The 15,978-nt window shown below is 37.6% G+C and carries 19 protein-coding genes and 4 pseudogenes; 16 read left to right on the top strand and 7 right to left on the bottom strand.

Going from position 1 to position 15,978, the window contains the following annotated elements; translation table 11 throughout:
* Positions 1 to 14: 14 nt before the first annotated feature.
* On the bottom strand, positions 15 to 404 hold the full coding sequence (locus tag ACTYBU_RS20480; protein WP_445492628.1) for a cupredoxin domain-containing protein: 390 nt from the start codon (positions 402 to 404) through the stop codon (positions 15 to 17).
* A gap of 144 nt (positions 405 to 548) precedes the next feature.
* On the opposite strand from ACTYBU_RS20480, the gene ACTYBU_RS20475 reads away from it, so the two are divergent.
* Both ACTYBU_RS20475 and ACTYBU_RS20470 read left to right on the top strand, forming a co-directional pair.
* Positions 549 to 674 carry a hypothetical protein gene (locus ACTYBU_RS20475; RefSeq protein WP_445492736.1) on the top strand — a complete coding sequence of 42 codons (126 nt, stop codon included), beginning with the start codon at positions 549 to 551 and terminating at the stop codon, positions 672 to 674.
* Positions 675 to 839: 165 nt separating this feature from the next.
* A complete protein-coding gene (locus ACTYBU_RS20470; RefSeq protein WP_445492626.1) occupies positions 840 to 1,094 on the top strand; it encodes a zinc ribbon domain-containing protein in 255 nt (84 codons plus the stop codon).
* Positions 1,095 to 1,267: 173 nt separating this feature from the next.
* On the opposite strand, the gene ACTYBU_RS20465 is transcribed toward ACTYBU_RS20470, so the two are convergent.
* Positions 1,268 to 2,179 (bottom strand): LysR family transcriptional regulator, encoded by a 912-nt coding sequence (locus ACTYBU_RS20465; protein ID WP_445492625.1) that lies wholly within the window; start codon positions 2,177 to 2,179, stop codon positions 1,268 to 1,270.
* Positions 2,180 to 2,311: 132 nt separating this feature from the next.
* On the opposite strand from ACTYBU_RS20465, the gene ACTYBU_RS20460 reads away from it, so the two are divergent.
* The 4 genes and pseudogenes from ACTYBU_RS20460 (at position 2,312) to ACTYBU_RS20445 (ending at position 4,830) form a co-directional block, all read left to right on the top strand.
* Positions 2,312 to 3,631, top strand: a complete 1,320-nt coding sequence (locus ACTYBU_RS20460) for an aspartate aminotransferase family protein (protein WP_445492623.1) — start codon at positions 2,312 to 2,314, stop codon at positions 3,629 to 3,631.
* Between the two features lie 68 nt (positions 3,632 to 3,699).
* Complete coding sequence (gene cysE / locus ACTYBU_RS20455; protein ID WP_445492622.1) at positions 3,700 to 4,185, top strand: serine O-acetyltransferase; 486 nt, start codon at positions 3,700 to 3,702, stop codon at positions 4,183 to 4,185.
* 162 nt (positions 4,186 to 4,347) lie between these two features.
* Positions 4,348 to 4,494, top strand: a pseudogene (locus tag ACTYBU_RS20450) (JAB domain-containing protein); the annotation flags it as partial.
* Between the two features lie 60 nt (positions 4,495 to 4,554).
* Positions 4,555 to 4,830: a hypothetical protein gene (locus ACTYBU_RS20445; RefSeq protein WP_445492620.1), complete on the top strand. Its 276-nt coding sequence runs from the start codon at positions 4,555 to 4,557 to the stop codon at positions 4,828 to 4,830.
* A gap of 202 nt (positions 4,831 to 5,032) precedes the next feature.
* On the opposite strand, the pseudogene ACTYBU_RS20440 reads toward ACTYBU_RS20445, so the two are convergent.
* A pseudogene (locus ACTYBU_RS20440) lies at positions 5,033 to 5,226 on the bottom strand (helix-turn-helix domain-containing protein); the annotation flags it as partial.
* Between the two features lie 575 nt (positions 5,227 to 5,801).
* Between ACTYBU_RS20440 and ACTYBU_RS20435 the strand changes: the two are divergent.
* Entirely contained in the window at positions 5,802 to 7,088 is a 1,287-nt protein-coding gene (locus ACTYBU_RS20435) for a homocysteine synthase (RefSeq protein ID WP_445492618.1), read from the top strand.
* Positions 7,089 to 7,336: 248 nt separating this feature from the next.
* Here the strand turns inward: ACTYBU_RS20435 and ACTYBU_RS20430 are convergent, their stop codons facing one another.
* The 3 genes from ACTYBU_RS20430 to ACTYBU_RS20420 form a co-directional block, all read right to left on the bottom strand.
* Positions 7,337 to 8,335 carry an NADP-dependent oxidoreductase gene (locus ACTYBU_RS20430; RefSeq protein ID WP_445492617.1) on the bottom strand — a complete coding sequence of 333 codons (999 nt, stop codon included), beginning with the start codon at positions 8,333 to 8,335 and terminating at the stop codon, positions 7,337 to 7,339.
* Positions 8,336 to 8,376: 41 nt separating this feature from the next.
* Complete coding sequence (locus ACTYBU_RS20425; protein WP_445492615.1) at positions 8,377 to 8,712, bottom strand: ArsR/SmtB family transcription factor; 336 nt, start codon at positions 8,710 to 8,712, stop codon at positions 8,377 to 8,379.
* Positions 8,713 to 8,867: 155 nt separating this feature from the next.
* Positions 8,868 to 9,146 carry a transposase gene (locus ACTYBU_RS20420; protein WP_445492613.1) on the bottom strand — a complete coding sequence of 93 codons (279 nt, stop codon included), beginning with the start codon at positions 9,144 to 9,146 and terminating at the stop codon, positions 8,868 to 8,870.
* A gap of 284 nt (positions 9,147 to 9,430) precedes the next feature.
* Between ACTYBU_RS20420 and ACTYBU_RS20415 the strand changes: the two genes are divergently transcribed.
* The gene (locus ACTYBU_RS20415) at positions 9,431 to 9,751 is read left to right on the top strand and encodes a DUF4240 domain-containing protein (RefSeq protein WP_445492611.1); all 321 of its coding nucleotides are present in this window, start codon (positions 9,431 to 9,433) and stop codon (positions 9,749 to 9,751) included.
* 361 nt (positions 9,752 to 10,112) lie between these two features.
* Here the strand turns inward: ACTYBU_RS20415 and ACTYBU_RS20410 are convergent, their stop codons facing one another.
* A complete protein-coding gene (locus ACTYBU_RS20410; RefSeq protein WP_445492610.1) occupies positions 10,113 to 10,565 on the bottom strand; it encodes a VOC family protein in 453 nt (150 codons plus the stop codon).
* A 523-nt stretch (positions 10,566 to 11,088) separates the two neighbouring features.
* Between ACTYBU_RS20410 and ACTYBU_RS20405 the strand changes: the two genes are divergently transcribed.
* The 8 genes and pseudogenes from ACTYBU_RS20405 to ACTYBU_RS20370 all read left to right on the top strand — a co-directional run.
* The gene (locus ACTYBU_RS20405; protein WP_445492735.1) at positions 11,089 to 11,334 is read left to right on the top strand and encodes a DUF695 domain-containing protein; all 246 of its coding nucleotides are present in this window, start codon (positions 11,089 to 11,091) and stop codon (positions 11,332 to 11,334) included.
* Positions 11,297 to 11,440 (top strand): annotated as a pseudogene (locus ACTYBU_RS20400) (RHS repeat-associated core domain-containing protein); the annotation flags it as partial. The gene ACTYBU_RS20405 and the pseudogene ACTYBU_RS20400, both read left to right, overlap by 38 nt.
* Complete coding sequence (locus ACTYBU_RS20395) at positions 11,417 to 11,695, top strand: hypothetical protein (RefSeq protein ID WP_445492608.1); 279 nt, start codon at positions 11,417 to 11,419, stop codon at positions 11,693 to 11,695. The pseudogene ACTYBU_RS20400 and the gene ACTYBU_RS20395, both read left to right, overlap by 24 nt.
* A complete protein-coding gene (locus tag ACTYBU_RS20390; protein WP_445492606.1) occupies positions 11,598 to 12,935 on the top strand; it encodes a DNRLRE domain-containing protein in 1,338 nt (445 codons plus the stop codon). The genes ACTYBU_RS20395 and ACTYBU_RS20390 overlap by 98 nt, the downstream gene beginning before the upstream one ends.
* A 102-nt stretch (positions 12,936 to 13,037) precedes the next feature.
* Positions 13,038 to 14,120, top strand: coding sequence for a DUF6531 domain-containing protein (locus tag ACTYBU_RS20385; protein ID WP_445492604.1), 1,083 nt, complete (start codon positions 13,038 to 13,040; stop codon positions 14,118 to 14,120).
* A 550-nt stretch (positions 14,121 to 14,670) separates the two neighbouring features.
* Positions 14,671 to 15,015 carry a hypothetical protein gene (locus ACTYBU_RS20380; protein WP_445492603.1) on the top strand — a complete coding sequence of 115 codons (345 nt, stop codon included), beginning with the start codon at positions 14,671 to 14,673 and terminating at the stop codon, positions 15,013 to 15,015.
* Entirely contained in the window at positions 14,978 to 15,214 is a 237-nt protein-coding gene (locus tag ACTYBU_RS20375) for a hypothetical protein (protein ID WP_445492601.1), read from the top strand. Before ACTYBU_RS20380 ends, ACTYBU_RS20375 begins: the two co-directional genes overlap by 38 nt.
* Before the next feature lie 83 nt (positions 15,215 to 15,297).
* A pseudogene (locus tag ACTYBU_RS20370) lies at positions 15,298 to 15,978 on the top strand (hypothetical protein); the annotation flags it as partial.

Here is a 15,978-nt window from a genome sequence, read left to right as displayed (position 1 = left end):
ATTGGTCCTGCTTGTTATTTGACTATTACTTTTCCCACCATTCCTTCCTTGAAATGATATTTACATATCAGTTCATATGTAGTGGGCTGTTTCGGTTTCACGGTAATGCTTTTTTCTTTTCCCGGCTGAACTTCGGCGTCAATTCCGAGCTTTTCCACTGTAAAGGTGTGCTCTTTCTTACCTTTGTTTTTGAGTATCAACGTTGTGGTTCTTCCATTCAGAAGAGTGATGACTTTCGGATTAAAGTAATCATCGTTCAACTCGACCTCAATCGCTTTCATCGTCTCTATAGGATGAGTTACAACACCGGATTCGGCAAATACGCCGAGCGGGCCTAGAGTTGCCACAACTATAATCATTGCTAGCAACACGACCAATTCTGTTACCCACTTTTTTACGGACATTCACAATCCCTCCTTTCCTAAATACTATTTTTTTCTAATTCATAAAAAATTATTACTATTAATTTGGGGTCTAACGTGCTTTCAAATCGAAACTAACTATTTTATCGAATATAGTGATGACGGGTGGATTTATTTAACTGAAACATTACCAGAGATAAATGGGTTTATCGTATGATATTAAGTGTGGGGGATCAGGTTGAAGTACTTGAACCACAACATATTAGGGAAATAATAAAAGAAAGAGCAAAGAAAATTTTCGATAAATATTAACATATAAGACATAATGGTGTCTGAGTAAATGTGTTATTGTATGTACAAGAATTAAATTTGATAAAGTGAACCTTTCCATCAGTGGGGGATGAGGAAACCCCCACTGATGGAAGTTTACTTTATAAACATTAGAAGCTTAATTGAAATACAATTTGAGGTGATAATATGAAAGAATATAAAAAATGCCAAAGCTGTGCTATGCCATTAAAAAAAATGGAAGATCGTGGTACGGAGAAGAATTTAGATAAAAGTTCTATGTACTGTAAGCATTGTTATCAAGAAGGAGAATTTACGCAAAAGGACATTTCTGTAGATGAAATGAAACAATTTGTAAAAGATAAATGCATCGAAATGGGTTTTCCGAAGTTATTGGCAGGAATGTTTGTAAAAAAACTTCCTAAAATGGAGAGATGGAAATAGACATTACAATCTAAGCTGAAAGAGGGTTATGTAATGCTTATCTCATTTTGTTATTTTACGGTGAGCCGTATCATAAGTGAAGCGTTCTAGTAATAAAAATAGACAATTAACTGTGTTTGTTTTTCACATACCACAGTTAGCTGTCTATTTTTATTCTTCTCATCGATTCACCACTAATAGTCAGTGAACACACGTCGCGATTGTTCGGTGATCGCTTCAGTAACAATCTGTATGGAACGAAGTGTCGCTTGAGACCTGCGAGCAACAAGGTAAATATGGCGTGTCGATTCTGGTTGTAAGTTTAGAAGATGAACGCCTTCTACCTGTTCTGTTACTGCTAGTTTCGGCAGAATGCCAATAGCAAGATTCTGAGCAACCACTGTCTGTATGGTCGAATAGCTCTGAAAGATATTCATAACATTTGGTTGGAATCCAGCAGTACGACACAGGTTCTTTGTGTATTCAGAAAGGTAGGTCCCATCAGGTTCTATTACCCAATTCTCTTCCACAAGCTCATCTATGCTGACAAGAGGGTGTTTTATCAGTGGATTTTCATCACCGACTAGAACCATCAGACGGTCTGTTCCAAGTTTGATGAGACGTCGATCGTTTTGCTTGAGAGAATGAGGTTTTTCAAAATAAGCGACAACAGCTAGATCAAATTGATGGGAGTCAAGCGCAGGAAGACTCCCATCCGGTTCCATTTCTGATAACCTAATCTGAAGCTGAGGGAATCTTTTCGACAAATTCGATACGGCTGGAATAACAATTGCACGCAAAGCACTTGAGAAGGAGGCAATCCGAACAGTCCCCTGAATGACGTCAGAGGTGTCATTTAGAGAGTTCTCAATCAATTCAAGCTGATTAAGCACTGGTCTAACTTGTTTCACCAGAGCGCGACCCTCATGTGTTAATTGAACTCTTCGTCCCACTTTTTCAAACAAAATTATATTGGTTTCTTTCTCCAAAAGGTTAAGCTGTTGCGATACAGTTGCTGTGCTAATGTACATGACTTCGGCAACACGATGCATGGTTCCTAAGGTTTCGAATTGTACAAGTAATTGTAATCGCCAAGTGTTGAGCATTTGATTCCTCCTTTCAGAATAACTAAACATATTGTTAAGGAAAACTTGATTGTTTTTCGTTTTATATTAATTAATAATAAACATTAAGTAGATTAAGAGCAAATTTATGAAGGAGAGCGAGGAAAAAAATTGATGAATCCATATGAAAAAAGAACAGATCCTTGGGGGGATGTGGAACGACACGTTGGAAGGTATGGTGCACCATTCTTCATCCCAGAAATTATCGACCGTGCCGAGGGAAGCTATGTATACACGGAAGAAGGAAGAAAAATCTTAGATTTCACATCGGGTCAGATGTCCTCGACAATCGGCCATTCTCATCCTGATGTGGTGGCAACTATACATGAAGCCGCTGGTCGACTCGATCATCTGTTCAGTGGGATGCTTTCAAGACCTAGCATTAATCTATGCACACACATTGCCCAGACAGTAACGGCTCCTCTATCCAAAGTCATCCCTCTATCGACTGGTTCGGAAGCGAATGAAGCTGCATTAAGAATGGCAAAGTTGGTCACAGGGAAATTCGAGATTGTCTCCTTTAATCGATCTTGGCATGGGTTAACAGAAGCCAGTGCAGGAGCAACGTATGCTTCTGCTCGAAAAAGTGGATTACCTGGCTCACCTGGACAGTTGGCTATTCCCACTCCTTATGAATATCGCCCAGATTTCGTGGATGAAAATGAGAATCTTGATTGGCAGAAACAGCTAGATTACGGTTTTGCAATGGTCGATGCTCAGTCTGTAGGCAGCTTGGCAGCTTGCATCGTAGAACCAATTGTATCTGGTGGTGGCATTCTTGTTCCTCCGCCCGGATATTTAGCTGCACTTAAGAAAAAATGTCAGGAGCGAGGAATGCTATTAATCTTTGATGAGGCGCAAACAAGCTTTGGTAGAACAGGACATTGGTACGGCTTCCAGCACGACGGTGTAACCCCAGACATTTTGACATTATCAAAAACACTTGGCGCAGGACTACCTCTTGCTGCTCTCGTGACAACAGAAGAAATTGAGCAAAAAGCCCATGATAATGGTTTTGTATTTTACACTTCGCATGTCAATGATCCACTCGTAGCAGCTGTTGGGTGCACGGTCATGAATGTGATTGAACAGGAGAATCTCCTTGTACAGGTCCGAGAAAAAGGGGAATATTTAGCTGCAGCACTTAAAAATTTGGTGCAAAAACACGAAGTCGTCGGCGATGCTAGAGGGCGAGGTCTGCTGCAGGGAATTGAGATTGTAAGGGATAAGATTAGCAAAGAACGCTCAGAAGAGATTGGTGATCGAATTACGGCACGATGCCTTGCGTTAGGTCTCCATATGAACATTGTCTGTCTGCCTGGTATGGGTGGGGTTTTCCGAATAGCGCCACCTCTTACTGTGAGTTACGAAGAGCTGGATGAAGGACTTTCCATTCTTGATCAATCCATTACGGATGTGGAAAACACGTTATGAAACTACTGAAAATGAGCAACAAACCATTTCGATTCAGGAGAAAATCAGCTTTTATGGAGGAGATCCAAATGGTTCGGGAACATGATCCCTCTGTTACCTCGAACACCCAAGTGATTCTCACTTATACTGGATTACATGCGGTTTGGTTTTACCGGTTATCACATTTTTTGTGGACGAGGAATCTTCATTTAGCGGCGCGGTTGATTTCTCAGCTTGCCCATGTGCTAACAGGGGTAGAAATTCATCCTGCAGCTACAATCGGTAAAAGACTGCTGATTGACCATGGAACAGGGATAGTCATCGGAGAAACAGCAGAGATTGGTGACGATGTTGTCCTTTATCATGGTGTCACACTTGGAGGGGTAAGTAATAAGCCAGGAAGACGTCATCCGAAGATAGGAAATCGTGTCTTTATAGGAGCAGGGGCCGCAGTTCTAGGAGCAATCACAATAGAAGAAGGCGCAAAAATCGGGGCTTTGGCTCTTGTTTTGAAGGACGTTCCAGCTCATCATACAGCAGTAGGCAATCCAGCAAGAATCGTATCACCGAAATAGCTTTTAGAAAGGTACTAATCATGTGGAAAGCTCGCCAAATTCTGTACATGGAAATCCAATCACCGAAAAATTCATCATTGATTGCCCTGGCTTTTGGCTTAACTCTTTGCTAATTTCCCACTAGCGCCACATGCACGGTAAAAAGTGTGAGCCCACCAGCATCCAAGCGGAGATGTAAATCCTTCTATAGAAGATATCACTGTAACTATAAGATTAGTAGAATGCGGAAAAGTATTAGGAATTGAAGTGTTAGATCATGTAATCGTCAATGCAAAAGCTAATTATTACAGCATGAAAGTGCATGGGTAAATGTAAGAGAGGGGGAGCAATCTCCCTTTTTTCGATTCGGCAACAAAAGCCGGCGTTCATATGTTTACCGATGCACTTCGTATCCAATTAAATAAGTCAGAAGGGAATATTCACATCATGGAGCTCGTCCCACCACTCGTTGCAGAAACAAATCTTGAACCGAGCATGAAGGACGGTAGCAGCATTCCAAATATGAGTTTAGATACACTCGTTAAACATGGAATCAACGGCATGGAAAAGCACAAGAAACGAGTAGTTCCGGGTGTTTCAAAATTTTTGCGTTTTGCCGGAAAATACTTTCCAGACTTACTTTCTAGTTTAATGGCTAAAGAATGAGAAGTGAGATGTACCACTTTTTATCATTTCAAATATTACTATAATTCTTCATACGGGGCTTCCTTTGGTTCATTTCATGAAACATAAATCAAGGAAGTTCCTCTATTTTATTAATTTGCTGGATAAACACTTGTAATATATAACTACATTAAAATATAAATGCTTATTCCATTAAATGGCCCTTTAATGGAATAAGAAATGATTATTTGTTCCCTTCCGATAGCTTTCTATATAATGAAGCCCTTGACACAATTGTAATTTTACAAATTTGATTTACAGTCATACCTCCTTCTTTATATAGCTTTACTGCATAATTCATCCCTGCATGATTTTATGATATTTCTTTAATCGACCTTTAAATTTTCCTTCTTTCTTGGCCAGCTCAATTCCTTCACGAAGACCCTATTATTTTTGCACAAACAAACTAGGCGATGTGACAGTAGGTTCTTACAATATGAGGCATTTGGAAGTATATTAAGTGAAAATGGCATATTTTCGAAAGAACATTGGTTTCGAAGAATTATTAAGAATATTTCCCCTAAAATAATAATGTAAAAATTTACAATATTTATCTTTACACTTGAAATTTTTTAATATACTATTATTCTTATAAAAATACTGTGGATTATAAGGGAGGTAATATTACGGCTCTAACTTCTTCATTGATTAAAGTGCCCGCTGCTGGTAAGTGGGATTGATGAAGAATGGTTGTAAAGGGATAATGATCTATAGTGATAGAGGAGGGTGTCTCTACGTATTTCCAGAAGATTCGTTTGTAGCGAATATACATATGGAAGAAAGCGAAGAGAGGATTGGGGAACTTAAAAATGAAGTAGAATGTAGATCTCCAGTACTTAACCTTATTATTGATGCTGAAAGTAAACTGGATATCAAATGGATCAAGATTTACCTTTATAAATCTATTATGCAAGTATCAAGAAAACAAGAAATATTTAAAGGAGGGCTAAGTTATGTCAGAAAGAAAATGGGGTTTGGAAACATTGTCGATTCACGGTGGGCAAGAACCAGATCCGACGACCGGATCAAGGGCTGTGCCAATCTATCAAACTAGTTCTTATGTTTTTAAGGATACGGAACATGCATCAAACTTATTTTCATTAGCGGAATCGGGGAATATCTATACTCGGATTATGAACCCAACACAAGATGTATTTGAACAAAGAATTGCGTTGTTGGAAGGTGGTGTCGGTGCGCTTGCCACATCTTCAGGACAAGCCGCCATCACATTATCCATTCTAAACATAGCTGGATCAGGGGATGAGATTGTATCTTCTACCAACTTATATGGAGGCACATATAACCTGTTTGCTGTCACTTTGAAAAAACTCGGCATTAATGTGAAATTTGTAGATCCAAGAGACCCGGAAAACTTCCGAGAGGCCATTACTGATAAAACCAAAGCAGTTTATGCCGAAACGATTGGAAATCCAAGAATTGATGTACTTGACATTGAAGCGGTCGCAAAAGTCGCACATGATGCGGGTATTCCACTTATTGTTGATAATACGTTCCCATCCCCATACCTTAACCGTCCCATTGACCATGGAGCTGATATTGTAGTTCACTCAGCAACCAAGTTTATCGGTGGTCATGGTACATCCATAGGGGGTATTATTGTCGACGGAGGCACGTTTGACTGGACGAATGGTAAGTTCCCTGGACTAGTTGAACCTGATTCAAGCTATCATGGAATCTCTTATACTGAGGCTTTAGGTAAGCTTGCTTATATTGTGAAGGCACGAGTACAGTTGTTACGTGATATTGGTGCAGCAGTTTCACCTTTTAACTCTTTTCAATTTTTATTAGGATTGGAGACTCTTCATTTACGGATGGAGCGGCATTCGCAAAATGCATTAGCGGTCGCCCAATTTCTTGAGAATCATAACCTGGTTAACTGGGTTAATTATCCTGGATTAGAATCAAGTTCATATTATCAATTGTCCAAGAAATACCTTCCTAAAGGACAGGGAGCTCTATTGACGTTTGGAATCAAAGGTGGAGAAGCAGCTGGACGCAAATTTATCGATTCACTGGAGTTGTTCTCACATTTGGCCAACGTAGGAGATTCAAAATCACTTGTCATTCATCCTGCAAGCACAACCCACCAACAGTTGACTGAAGAGCAGCAGAAATCTACCGGTGTAACGCCTGATATGATTCGCTTGTCAATTGGTACGGAAGCGATTGATGACTTAATATACGACTTGGACCAAGCTTTAAAGAAAAGTAATAGTTAATTTGTTATAAAGTAAACTTCCATCAGTGGGGGTTTTCCTCATTCCCCCACTGATGAGAGCCCGTTCGTTGAAGATCATTTGTAGCTTTAGAATAAAGATTGATCGAAAAGTTAACCTTTACCCTATATTTAACATTAATACAAAAGACTCCATTTTGAAAAAAGATTGATTAAAAGGGAGTGACTTTTAATAGAATCATTAATAAGAAAAAATGGAAAGTTAGGATATATTTTTGCTTCGTTTGACAACTATCTGATTTTTAATATTATTTTCCCTTTTGCCCTTCCTGACTCCGCATATTCCATCGCTTTTTGAGCATCTTCAAAAGGATAAACTCTAGCAATTATAGGTTTGATTTTACCAGTCTCGATAAAGTTTGCGATTATACGTAATTGCTCTCCACTTGGCTTCATAAACAAAAACGTATATTGAATATTATGCTTTTTTTCAAGCGCAGTAAGTTTATTACTTGCTACTGAAAACAACAACGTTTTAAAAAATCCGGAACCAAATTCTTTACCAAAACGAGCATTCGGTAATCCCGAAACGGAAACAATTTTTCCTCCGCTTTTTATCACTTCGAATGATTTTTCGAGTATCTCGCCCCCAAGTGTATCAAAAACGGCATCATAGTTTTTCAGTATCTCTTCAAATTTTTCTGTCTTGTAATTTATAATTTCATCTGCACCAAGAGATTTTACTAAATTCGCACCAGCTTCACTGGCAGTCGTTGCAACAGTGGCACCCATTAATTTGGCCAGTTGAATAGCAAAGGTACCGACACCACCAGCCCCAGCTTGAATTAAAATCTTTTGTCCCTTTTGTAATTGCAAAATGTCAGTTAGAGCTTGATAGGAGGTTAACCCAACCAACGGGATCGATGCTGCTTCTTCAAAGCTTAAACTTTTAGGTTTTAAGGAGATGTCATCTTCATGAATAGCGATATATTCAGCAAAAGTACCGATTTTACTCTTACGTGGACGTGCATATATTTCATCACCAACTTTAAAACGAGTCACTTTTGCGCCAACCTTTGCAACGACACCAGAAAAGTCATTCCCTAAGATAAGAGGCATTTTATATTTAACTAACAATTTCACTTTCCCATCGCGTATCTTAAAATCAACAGGATTAATACTAGCTGCATGAATTTCTGCGAGTACCTCATATTCATCAATTTCAGGTGTGGGCATTTCTGCCAAACGCATTGGAACTTTCCCATACCTATCAATAACCATTGCTCTCATAGCCTATACCTCCAAATAATGTGTGTTTAAATTTCATCATTTCAATAAAAGTTCTGCATGAACTTATCAATATTCAACACAAGCGTTCTTAATAAACCTAATTCTGTACGTACATTAATATAATAAAAGTTTTTTGTCCCTTCTTTACGCATTAAAATAACACCGGCATCTCGTAAAACCTTAAGATGATGGGACACTGCAGGTCGAGAAAGATGTGTTTGTTCAGTGATTTCACCCACACGTAATCCTGTTTGACAATCCGTCCCCATTAGAACTAACAAGATCGATTGACGTGTTTCATCACCAATTGCCAATAGTACTTTTTGACAATTAATAAAATCTTCTTTGATCATATTTAGTTGGTCCTGTTTATTCATTCAGTAAAATACCTCCAATAATCAGTTTAATGGTTTAAGTTGATGAACCATATTACCGAATACAACAATATACTATTGTTATGTTAGATGCAATATTGAGAAAGCAAATCGAGACGAATACATCTTAGAGGGGAAGCATCATTAACTTTTAATGTTCAGCAACTTAAAAAGTGGACTATGTTTGATGATTGTTTCTCTAATTCTTTAACTTTTTTACTATTATTTTTAGGTTGAGAGGATATGTGGGAATACGGATTTTCTAAACCGCTTGGTCCCTGCTCCTTATATGCATTAACCCAACGGTTAACAGTATCACGGTGTAAATTCAGACTGTTCGCAACCTCTATTACCGATTTCTTACTTTCCAATACCTGAAGGACAGCTTCTAGTTTAACTTCGACACTATTATGTGAGAATGAACGTTTCTTTGTCATACTTTTTCCCCTTAAAATGTAGTTATGTCGTATCTCTATACTATCTTATATGTCCATTATAAGGGGGGCAACCACAGTGACCTCCCGAAATTTGTCCAAAATCATAGATTAAAGTACAACAGTTGCATGGTTGTGCTTCTTTCTTTTTTTTAGTTTGGTGTTTTTTAAAATATGGGGTTGCTTTCTCCTATGGTTTAGAGTAAAACATAAAAAAGCACGATAAGTTTTATTTATGAATGCAATGATCTTGTTACAAAAACGTATGAATATTTTTATAATGGAAGTTGAGGATTTTTGGACCCTCCTCATTCATTAATTTTTCAGAGGAAAATGAGAAAGAGGGTATAAAACCATTAATACTAAAACTATCAAAAATGAAAGTAAAAGAAATAAAACAATTTGAAGAAACTATCGCACACAAATTATATTTATTAGATACAAAAAAACATGCAGAAAATATGAGAGAATATTCGTTTAAGGATGAAACTCCGAATGAATTTTCGGTAGATGATTTTTTGTATACCAGATGTGCTGTAATTGCGAGAGGACAAGATAATTATGTAGAAATACTTCAAAATCCTGAGAAAATGTTAAATAAGGGGTAGCGTCAAGAAAATTCGGATTTACAACGATAAGGAAATTACCATATTAAAAAACCGAATTTCTCAACATTTATATTTGAGAAATTCGGCTTTTTTCGTTGCTCCGTTAAAGCGCCCTTTTAATGAATAAGAATTTTCTTCAAATCGAGACGGATTGGCATATAACATTTTTCGCATTCACGAACCCTGCGAGCCTGAATCTGCTTCCCTGCTTCTTCTCCTAGCGACCAAGGTCCCGCAGCGTGAATGCTGTGTTATATGACGTACCCGACTTCATCGAGTTACTTTCACACTGCTTTTCTGTTTCAATTTTTACTTCAGTAATGTATATTTCAGTAAAGGCTTTTTATAAAACGTCACTTACTTATTTGTTACCGAGTTGTTCCGCCAAACCGATTAGAAGTCCTTCGGTTCCACGAATGTAGCAGAGCCGATACGAGTCCTCGTACTGAACCACTTCGCCAACGAGCTGAGCACCATACTTAGTGAGTCTGGATACCATTTCGTCAATGTCTTCAACGGTGAACATAACGCGTAGATAACCGAGGGCATTTACAGGAGCAGTTCGGTGATCTGATATAGTAGGTGGGGTGAGAAATCGCGAAAGTTCAAGTCGGCTGTGGCCATCTGGGGTAACCATCATAGCAATCTCTACGCACTGAGAACCCAATCCGGTTACGCGACCAGCCCATTCACCTTCGACAGTGGCTCGCCCTTCGAGCTTCAAGCCAATCTCCTCGAAGAAAGAGATTGCGTCATCAAGGGATTCTACAATGATGCCGACATTGTCCATTCTTAGTAATTTGTTTTTTTCCATAGTTTTATCTCCTTATGTGTAAAAATTTATTATCTGATCATCTTCATAATTATTCTATTAAAAAGTTACAAATTCCTTCCAAAAAAAACACCTTGTCACAGTTCATGATAACAAAGAAAAGTCACAGTAGGAAAATGTGAAATTAGGTTTTCGGGTATGTCATATAGTTAGATTCTTTAAGACCACTAAAACATTCTTAATGTTGTTAAAAATGGGGGAATCGTCTTGAAAATGGGCTTAGCGTTGTAAATCCGCATTTTCCTGACGGTACCCTAATAATGAAAATTTTGAAGGGCTGCTGTATGTAAGTAGCTAAGCATATTCAAAAAAAAAACAAAAAAAGAGTTCTCTTATGAAACAAGCTTTGATTACGAGACCTTTTCAAACGAAAATGCATGGAATTGATTTATGGAAAAACTTCCACGTGAATACTTGTATAAAATTAGAGGATAAAAGTTTGGGAGGATCTTATTATGTCAGAGCACTGGAAAATATATTTTGATCTAGTGGAGGATAAAATTGCATATTTTTAATTGATTTAGTTGTTTGGGAAGAAATCAATCAGGATAATTATCCTTATGCTTTCAGTATAAAATTGAATTTAAAGCATCCGAATGATGATGGACTCCCTGGTAGTGAAGAACTAAAATTCATCAACGAATTGGAGAATGCTTTTATCGAATCCATAAATCCCGAATCTCATCTTCATGTTGGTACAGTGACATTAGAATTATTTAAAAGCAAGATATTACGATCCTCTAAATGGTAATTTCCTAGCGTTAGCCCCTCATCCTGGTGATGACGATGATCCAATTTCTCAAAATGGATATATGTATGCAGGGAATAACCCGGTGTTACAGGTTGATCCTGATGGTGATTTCTTTTTGATGGCAGTAAATGTTGGATTTGCAGCATATGATGGATATAAAGCATATAAAAAAGGTGGATGGAAAAAAGCGGCAGTTGCTGTTGGAATAGGCTTAGTTGGTGGTACTGCATTTAAGGCAGTTAAATCATATAGAATAGCAAAAGGTGCTTCTAGATATTGGTACAAAGGTACCCGGTACCACCGGAACCAACTATGCCTTTATCAAATTTTCTTTAACCAATTTAAAAGGAGCAGTAGTTGATTCTGCTGATCTAAAAGCCTATGTTACCCATTCCTATTATGCTACACAACAAACAGGGTTATGGGTAGATAGAGTGACAGGTCCATGGTATGCCAATGAATTAACTTGGAATAACAAACCAGGATCCACCAATATTACAAGTACCTCCGTAGCACGTGATCAATGGGCAACCTTTAATGTGAAAGGTACCGTACAAGGATGGATTGATGGGGATTATGGAAATGATGGATTTAAATTCCATACAAATGGGAATGGCCAAACCTATTGGAAAAAGTTAAGCTCTGCGGAAACAGCCAATGTGGCTAAACTGATAATTAGTTATCATTATCCAACGATGCAAAACCCTTCTATTACTGCAGCACAGTATGGGGATGGGCAAACGACTGGATATGTGAATGTTACTTGGCCATCTGTTTACGGGGCAACTTCCTATGAATTGCAAATGTACAATGGAAAAAGTTTTGAGACCGTATATACAGGAACCGGGACAAGCTGGTCTTCCAAAGGGAAAAATATCTTTCCAAAGGCGCCATATTCGACAAGCAGTTCCTACAAGTTAGATGGAACGGGGGTAGAACTTGCGGTTGATCCAAGTAGCTTTTATTCCGCTAAGAGCGGCACTACGACAACTAGAAAAGAATACGGCTTTAAAGTGAAAGCCAAATATACAAATGGAGAAAGTCCGTTATCCGCGGAAGTGAAAAAAGCGATTCCTGCTTTTTTAGTAGATATACCGAATATGCCAACTGTAAAGCCTTATGCATACTCCGAAAGTGATTCCATTAATAAAGGAAGAGGCTGGTTGGATCTTTCATGGGATGCCGTCCCAGGAGCAACAGGATATAAAGTCTTACTATTAAACGGGAAAGAATACGAAGAGTTTACGGTTGGAAATGTGACAAGCTGGTCCACAAAAGGACAAAAAATCTGGCCGACGGATGCTGAAATAGCATCGGGTAGATATGCTCTTCATAAAGATAAGTTAGGCGCAGAACTTGCGATTAATCCAAATCCAGTTTATCAAAATTCGGGCGATTATCTAACGTTTAAACGCTATTCTATCCGTATCAAAGCAATTTGTGATTTAGGAGTGACCGATCAGTCCGATTCTCAATATGGATACATTCCGTTGCCAACGGTAAAAAATATTTCTGTATCATCTAGCGAAATGGTCGATAATGTAAATAATCGAGGAGCACTCAACATTAGATGGGATAAAATTGCAGACGCAGGTGGCTAACTTGTCGAAATTAATGATGGAGGAAAATATAGTAGTTACGATGTTGGGAATGTAACGTCTTGGAATACTTCTGGGATTACTTTATTTGGAGATTCTAAGGACTTGCCTTTAGATCCAACAAAAGATTACCAAGAAAATAATGCCCCTCAGTCTCTGCTTGACAAAAAAGCATACGACATAAGAGTGAGGGCTTACACGATTAATGACCAAATAGAACCACCAAGTGAAACAAGTAAAATAAATGGTCGGAGAGGTACGAGTGCTCCTTCCACAAGCATCTATGGAAGCATTTCTCCTGAAGATGACTTAATTGGATTGGAAGATTATTTTACGAATGGCACCCATCAGTTAGGGAATGCAGCAGCTTCTGTTAACGTCACAACAGGAAATCTAAATTTTAGCCTAACCGATCATTCCTTGTTTACAAGAGGGGAGTTAGGGTTCGATTTTACCCGTTATTATAATTCGAAATCGACTCAATCCTCTGTTTTAGGAAAAGGATGGACATTTGAAGGAAATGAATCACTAGTCAAAAAAACATCTTCTTCTAATCTTTATTATTGGGATGAAGATGGAACGAGACATGAATTTGTTTATAATTCCGGAACAAGCAGCTACACTTCTCCGAAAGGGAAATATTTAACCTTAAAAAATGAAACGGTGAACGGAAAAGCAGGTTTTTCCTTAAAAGATAAAGATGGCTTTACGAAATATTTTGAATTGGATCCAAATGATTCCAATAAATATCGTTTATACGCCTATCAAGATGCCAACACCAACAAAATTTTATTCCGGTATACTGGCTCCCAGCTAACCGAAATTGCGGAAGTGGATGCTTCGAATAATACGATTCGAAACAGTATCAAACTTTTTTATGATACGACAGACACGAACGGTAAATTGGTGAAAACGAGCTTTAAAGACCGTTGGATTGACTATCACTATAACGAAGAAAATCAATTAGAAAATACGATTGTTAATGCGACTGGAACGACAAAAAAAATCAGTAATTCCTATGAATATAATGAAAAAACAGGTTATCTTGATGCCTATACAGATGGGAAGAAAAATCGAAATACATTTAGTTACCAAGTTAACGAAATACAGATTTTAACACCTCAAGAAGCGGAAGGTGAATCTGTACAACCACCTATAAATATGATAAAAAAGCAAATCTTTTTGTAGTAAGTGATACGGCAGGCAAAGAGACTACTTATAAGCGAGACACAACGAACAATACGTTTGCGGTAGCCGAAGTTCAGAATGCAGATAATACAACAAGTAAAACAACGTATGATGCTAATTATAATGAGTTAACGGAAACGGATGAAAATGGAAAAACAGAAACCAATCAGTACGATTCCAATGGCAATGTAGTAAAATCAATAGATAAAGAAGGAAAAATTACTTCTTATGTTTACGACAATAAGAATCAGGTATTGGAACAAACAGATCCAGATGGAATCAAAACGGTTAATACGTATATTGGTATTATTTAGCAACCAGTAAAGTTGGGGAAGAACTAACAACACATGAGTACGATGCCTTTGGAAGGGAAACTAAAGTCATCAATCCCAATAATACGTTCACGATTACTACGTATGATGATGGGAATAAAAAAACTACGATCACTGATGCGAAAGGCTATACAACAAGTACTTCTTATAATGATTATGGTCAGGTAATCAGTGAAACAGATGGAGAAAATCGCACAACAAGCTATACGCTTGATTTATTGAATCCAGAAATAAAAACCTCTGTAACAGATGGAAAAGGTTATACAACAAGTTATCAATATGACGATAATGGGAATATGACTGCCTTAACGAATGCCAATGGGAAAACAAAAACGTATAAGTATGATGGAAATGATCAATTGTTGGAATCTGTTTTCCCTGTTACTGACACACAAACGATAAAAGTAACCAGTACGTATGATGAAAATGTAAACCTGAAGACGGTTAAACAAGCTTCTGGCATTACAGAAAATTATACGTATGATAACGTGGATCAGCTGAAAACTGTAACGGTGAAGAAAAGTAGTGGTCAAGATTCGTTGCAGTGGGACGAATACGTATGATAATGCAGGACAACTAACAGCTAAAACCTTTAAGGATCTGGTATCAAATACATCTTTAGCAACGACATTTACGTATACAACCAATAACTTAGTCGATAAATATACACAGGGGAATTACTATTCCACTAATTATGTATATGATGAAATGGAACTGTTAAAAATCAAACGATTAATTATAGTGATGCAGTTCAAGCAATAAAAATTAATCAAGCACGGACCTATACCGCTGAAGGGAAAATCGATACAGTTGTTGCGAATATTGGTTCAGGTCCTCTTGTTTCAATGGATTATGCGTATGATCTCAAACAAAATAAAGCAGCGGTTAGTTTCCAAGATGGACTGTTTAAAAATGCCTTTACCTATGACAGCATCAATAACTTAACATCGATTGAATATACAATGGGAACAGCAACTACTCCAGCCTTGTCTTTTGTTTACACATACGATAAGTCTGGGAATATTAAAACAGAAACCACCCGAAATGGAATAGCCGAATATAATTATGATGCGAATGATCAATTAACCAGTGAAAAATTGCCAAATGGTTCAACGAATGTGTATCAATATGATAAAGTAGGCAATCGAACAAAACGGATACAAAATGGAACAGAAACGAACTATACGTATAATGATGGAAATCAGGTTGTAACCAAAAATGGTGTTCCATCCTTTTCCTATGATTTAGATGGAAACTTAAAAAAGGATGATAAGTTTCAATATGAATACAATGATCTAGGTGCTCAAACAAGAGTAACTACTTTAGCCAATAATGAAGTGGCCAAATATGAATATGATGAAGATGGCCTAAGAACAAAAAAAATAATCGGAGCTAAAACATACGAGTATTATTATGATGGGGAAGAAGATAATCTTGCATTAGAAGTGACAAAAGACAATGGTCAAATACAAAAATATCGCTACTACCAATGGAATGATGCTGGAAAAGTAGTTGGAATGATTGTA

It is taken from the genome of Niallia sp. 03133 (genome assembly GCF_052663225.1).
Note: the sequence above shows the minus strand (reverse complement) of the source record. Positions and strands in the feature narration are given on the sequence as shown.

What these genes read in the sequence shown, in the direction of transcription:
- ACTYBU_RS20480 (WP_445492628.1), bottom strand. Translation starts at nt 404, where the DNA reads ATGTCCGTAAAAAAGTGGGTAACAGAATTGGTCGTGTTGCTAGCAATG.
- ACTYBU_RS20470 (WP_445492626.1), top strand. Translation starts at nt 840, where the DNA reads ATGAAAGAATATAAAAAATGCCAAAGCTGTGCTATGCCATTAAAAAAA.
- ACTYBU_RS20465 (WP_445492625.1), bottom strand. Translation starts at nt 2,179, where the DNA reads ATGCTCAACACTTGGCGATTACAATTACTTGTACAATTCGAAACCTTA.
- ACTYBU_RS20460 (WP_445492623.1), top strand. Translation starts at nt 2,312, where the DNA reads ATGAATCCATATGAAAAAAGAACAGATCCTTGGGGGGATGTGGAACGA.
- cysE (WP_445492622.1), top strand. Translation starts at nt 3,700, where the DNA reads ATGGTTCGGGAACATGATCCCTCTGTTACCTCGAACACCCAAGTGATT.
- ACTYBU_RS20445 (WP_445492620.1), top strand. Translation starts at nt 4,555, where the DNA reads ATGTTTACCGATGCACTTCGTATCCAATTAAATAAGTCAGAAGGGAAT.
- ACTYBU_RS20435 (WP_445492618.1), top strand. Translation starts at nt 5,802, where the DNA reads ATGTCAGAAAGAAAATGGGGTTTGGAAACATTGTCGATTCACGGTGGG.
- ACTYBU_RS20430 (WP_445492617.1), bottom strand. Translation starts at nt 8,335, where the DNA reads ATGAGAGCAATGGTTATTGATAGGTATGGGAAAGTTCCAATGCGTTTG.
- ACTYBU_RS20425 (WP_445492615.1), bottom strand. Translation starts at nt 8,712, where the DNA reads ATGAATAAACAGGACCAACTAAATATGATCAAAGAAGATTTTATTAAT.
- ACTYBU_RS20420 (WP_445492613.1), bottom strand. Translation starts at nt 9,146, where the DNA reads ATGACAAAGAAACGTTCATTCTCACATAATAGTGTCGAAGTTAAACTA.
- ACTYBU_RS20410 (WP_445492610.1), bottom strand. Translation starts at nt 10,565, where the DNA reads ATGGAAAAAAACAAATTACTAAGAATGGACAATGTCGGCATCATTGTA.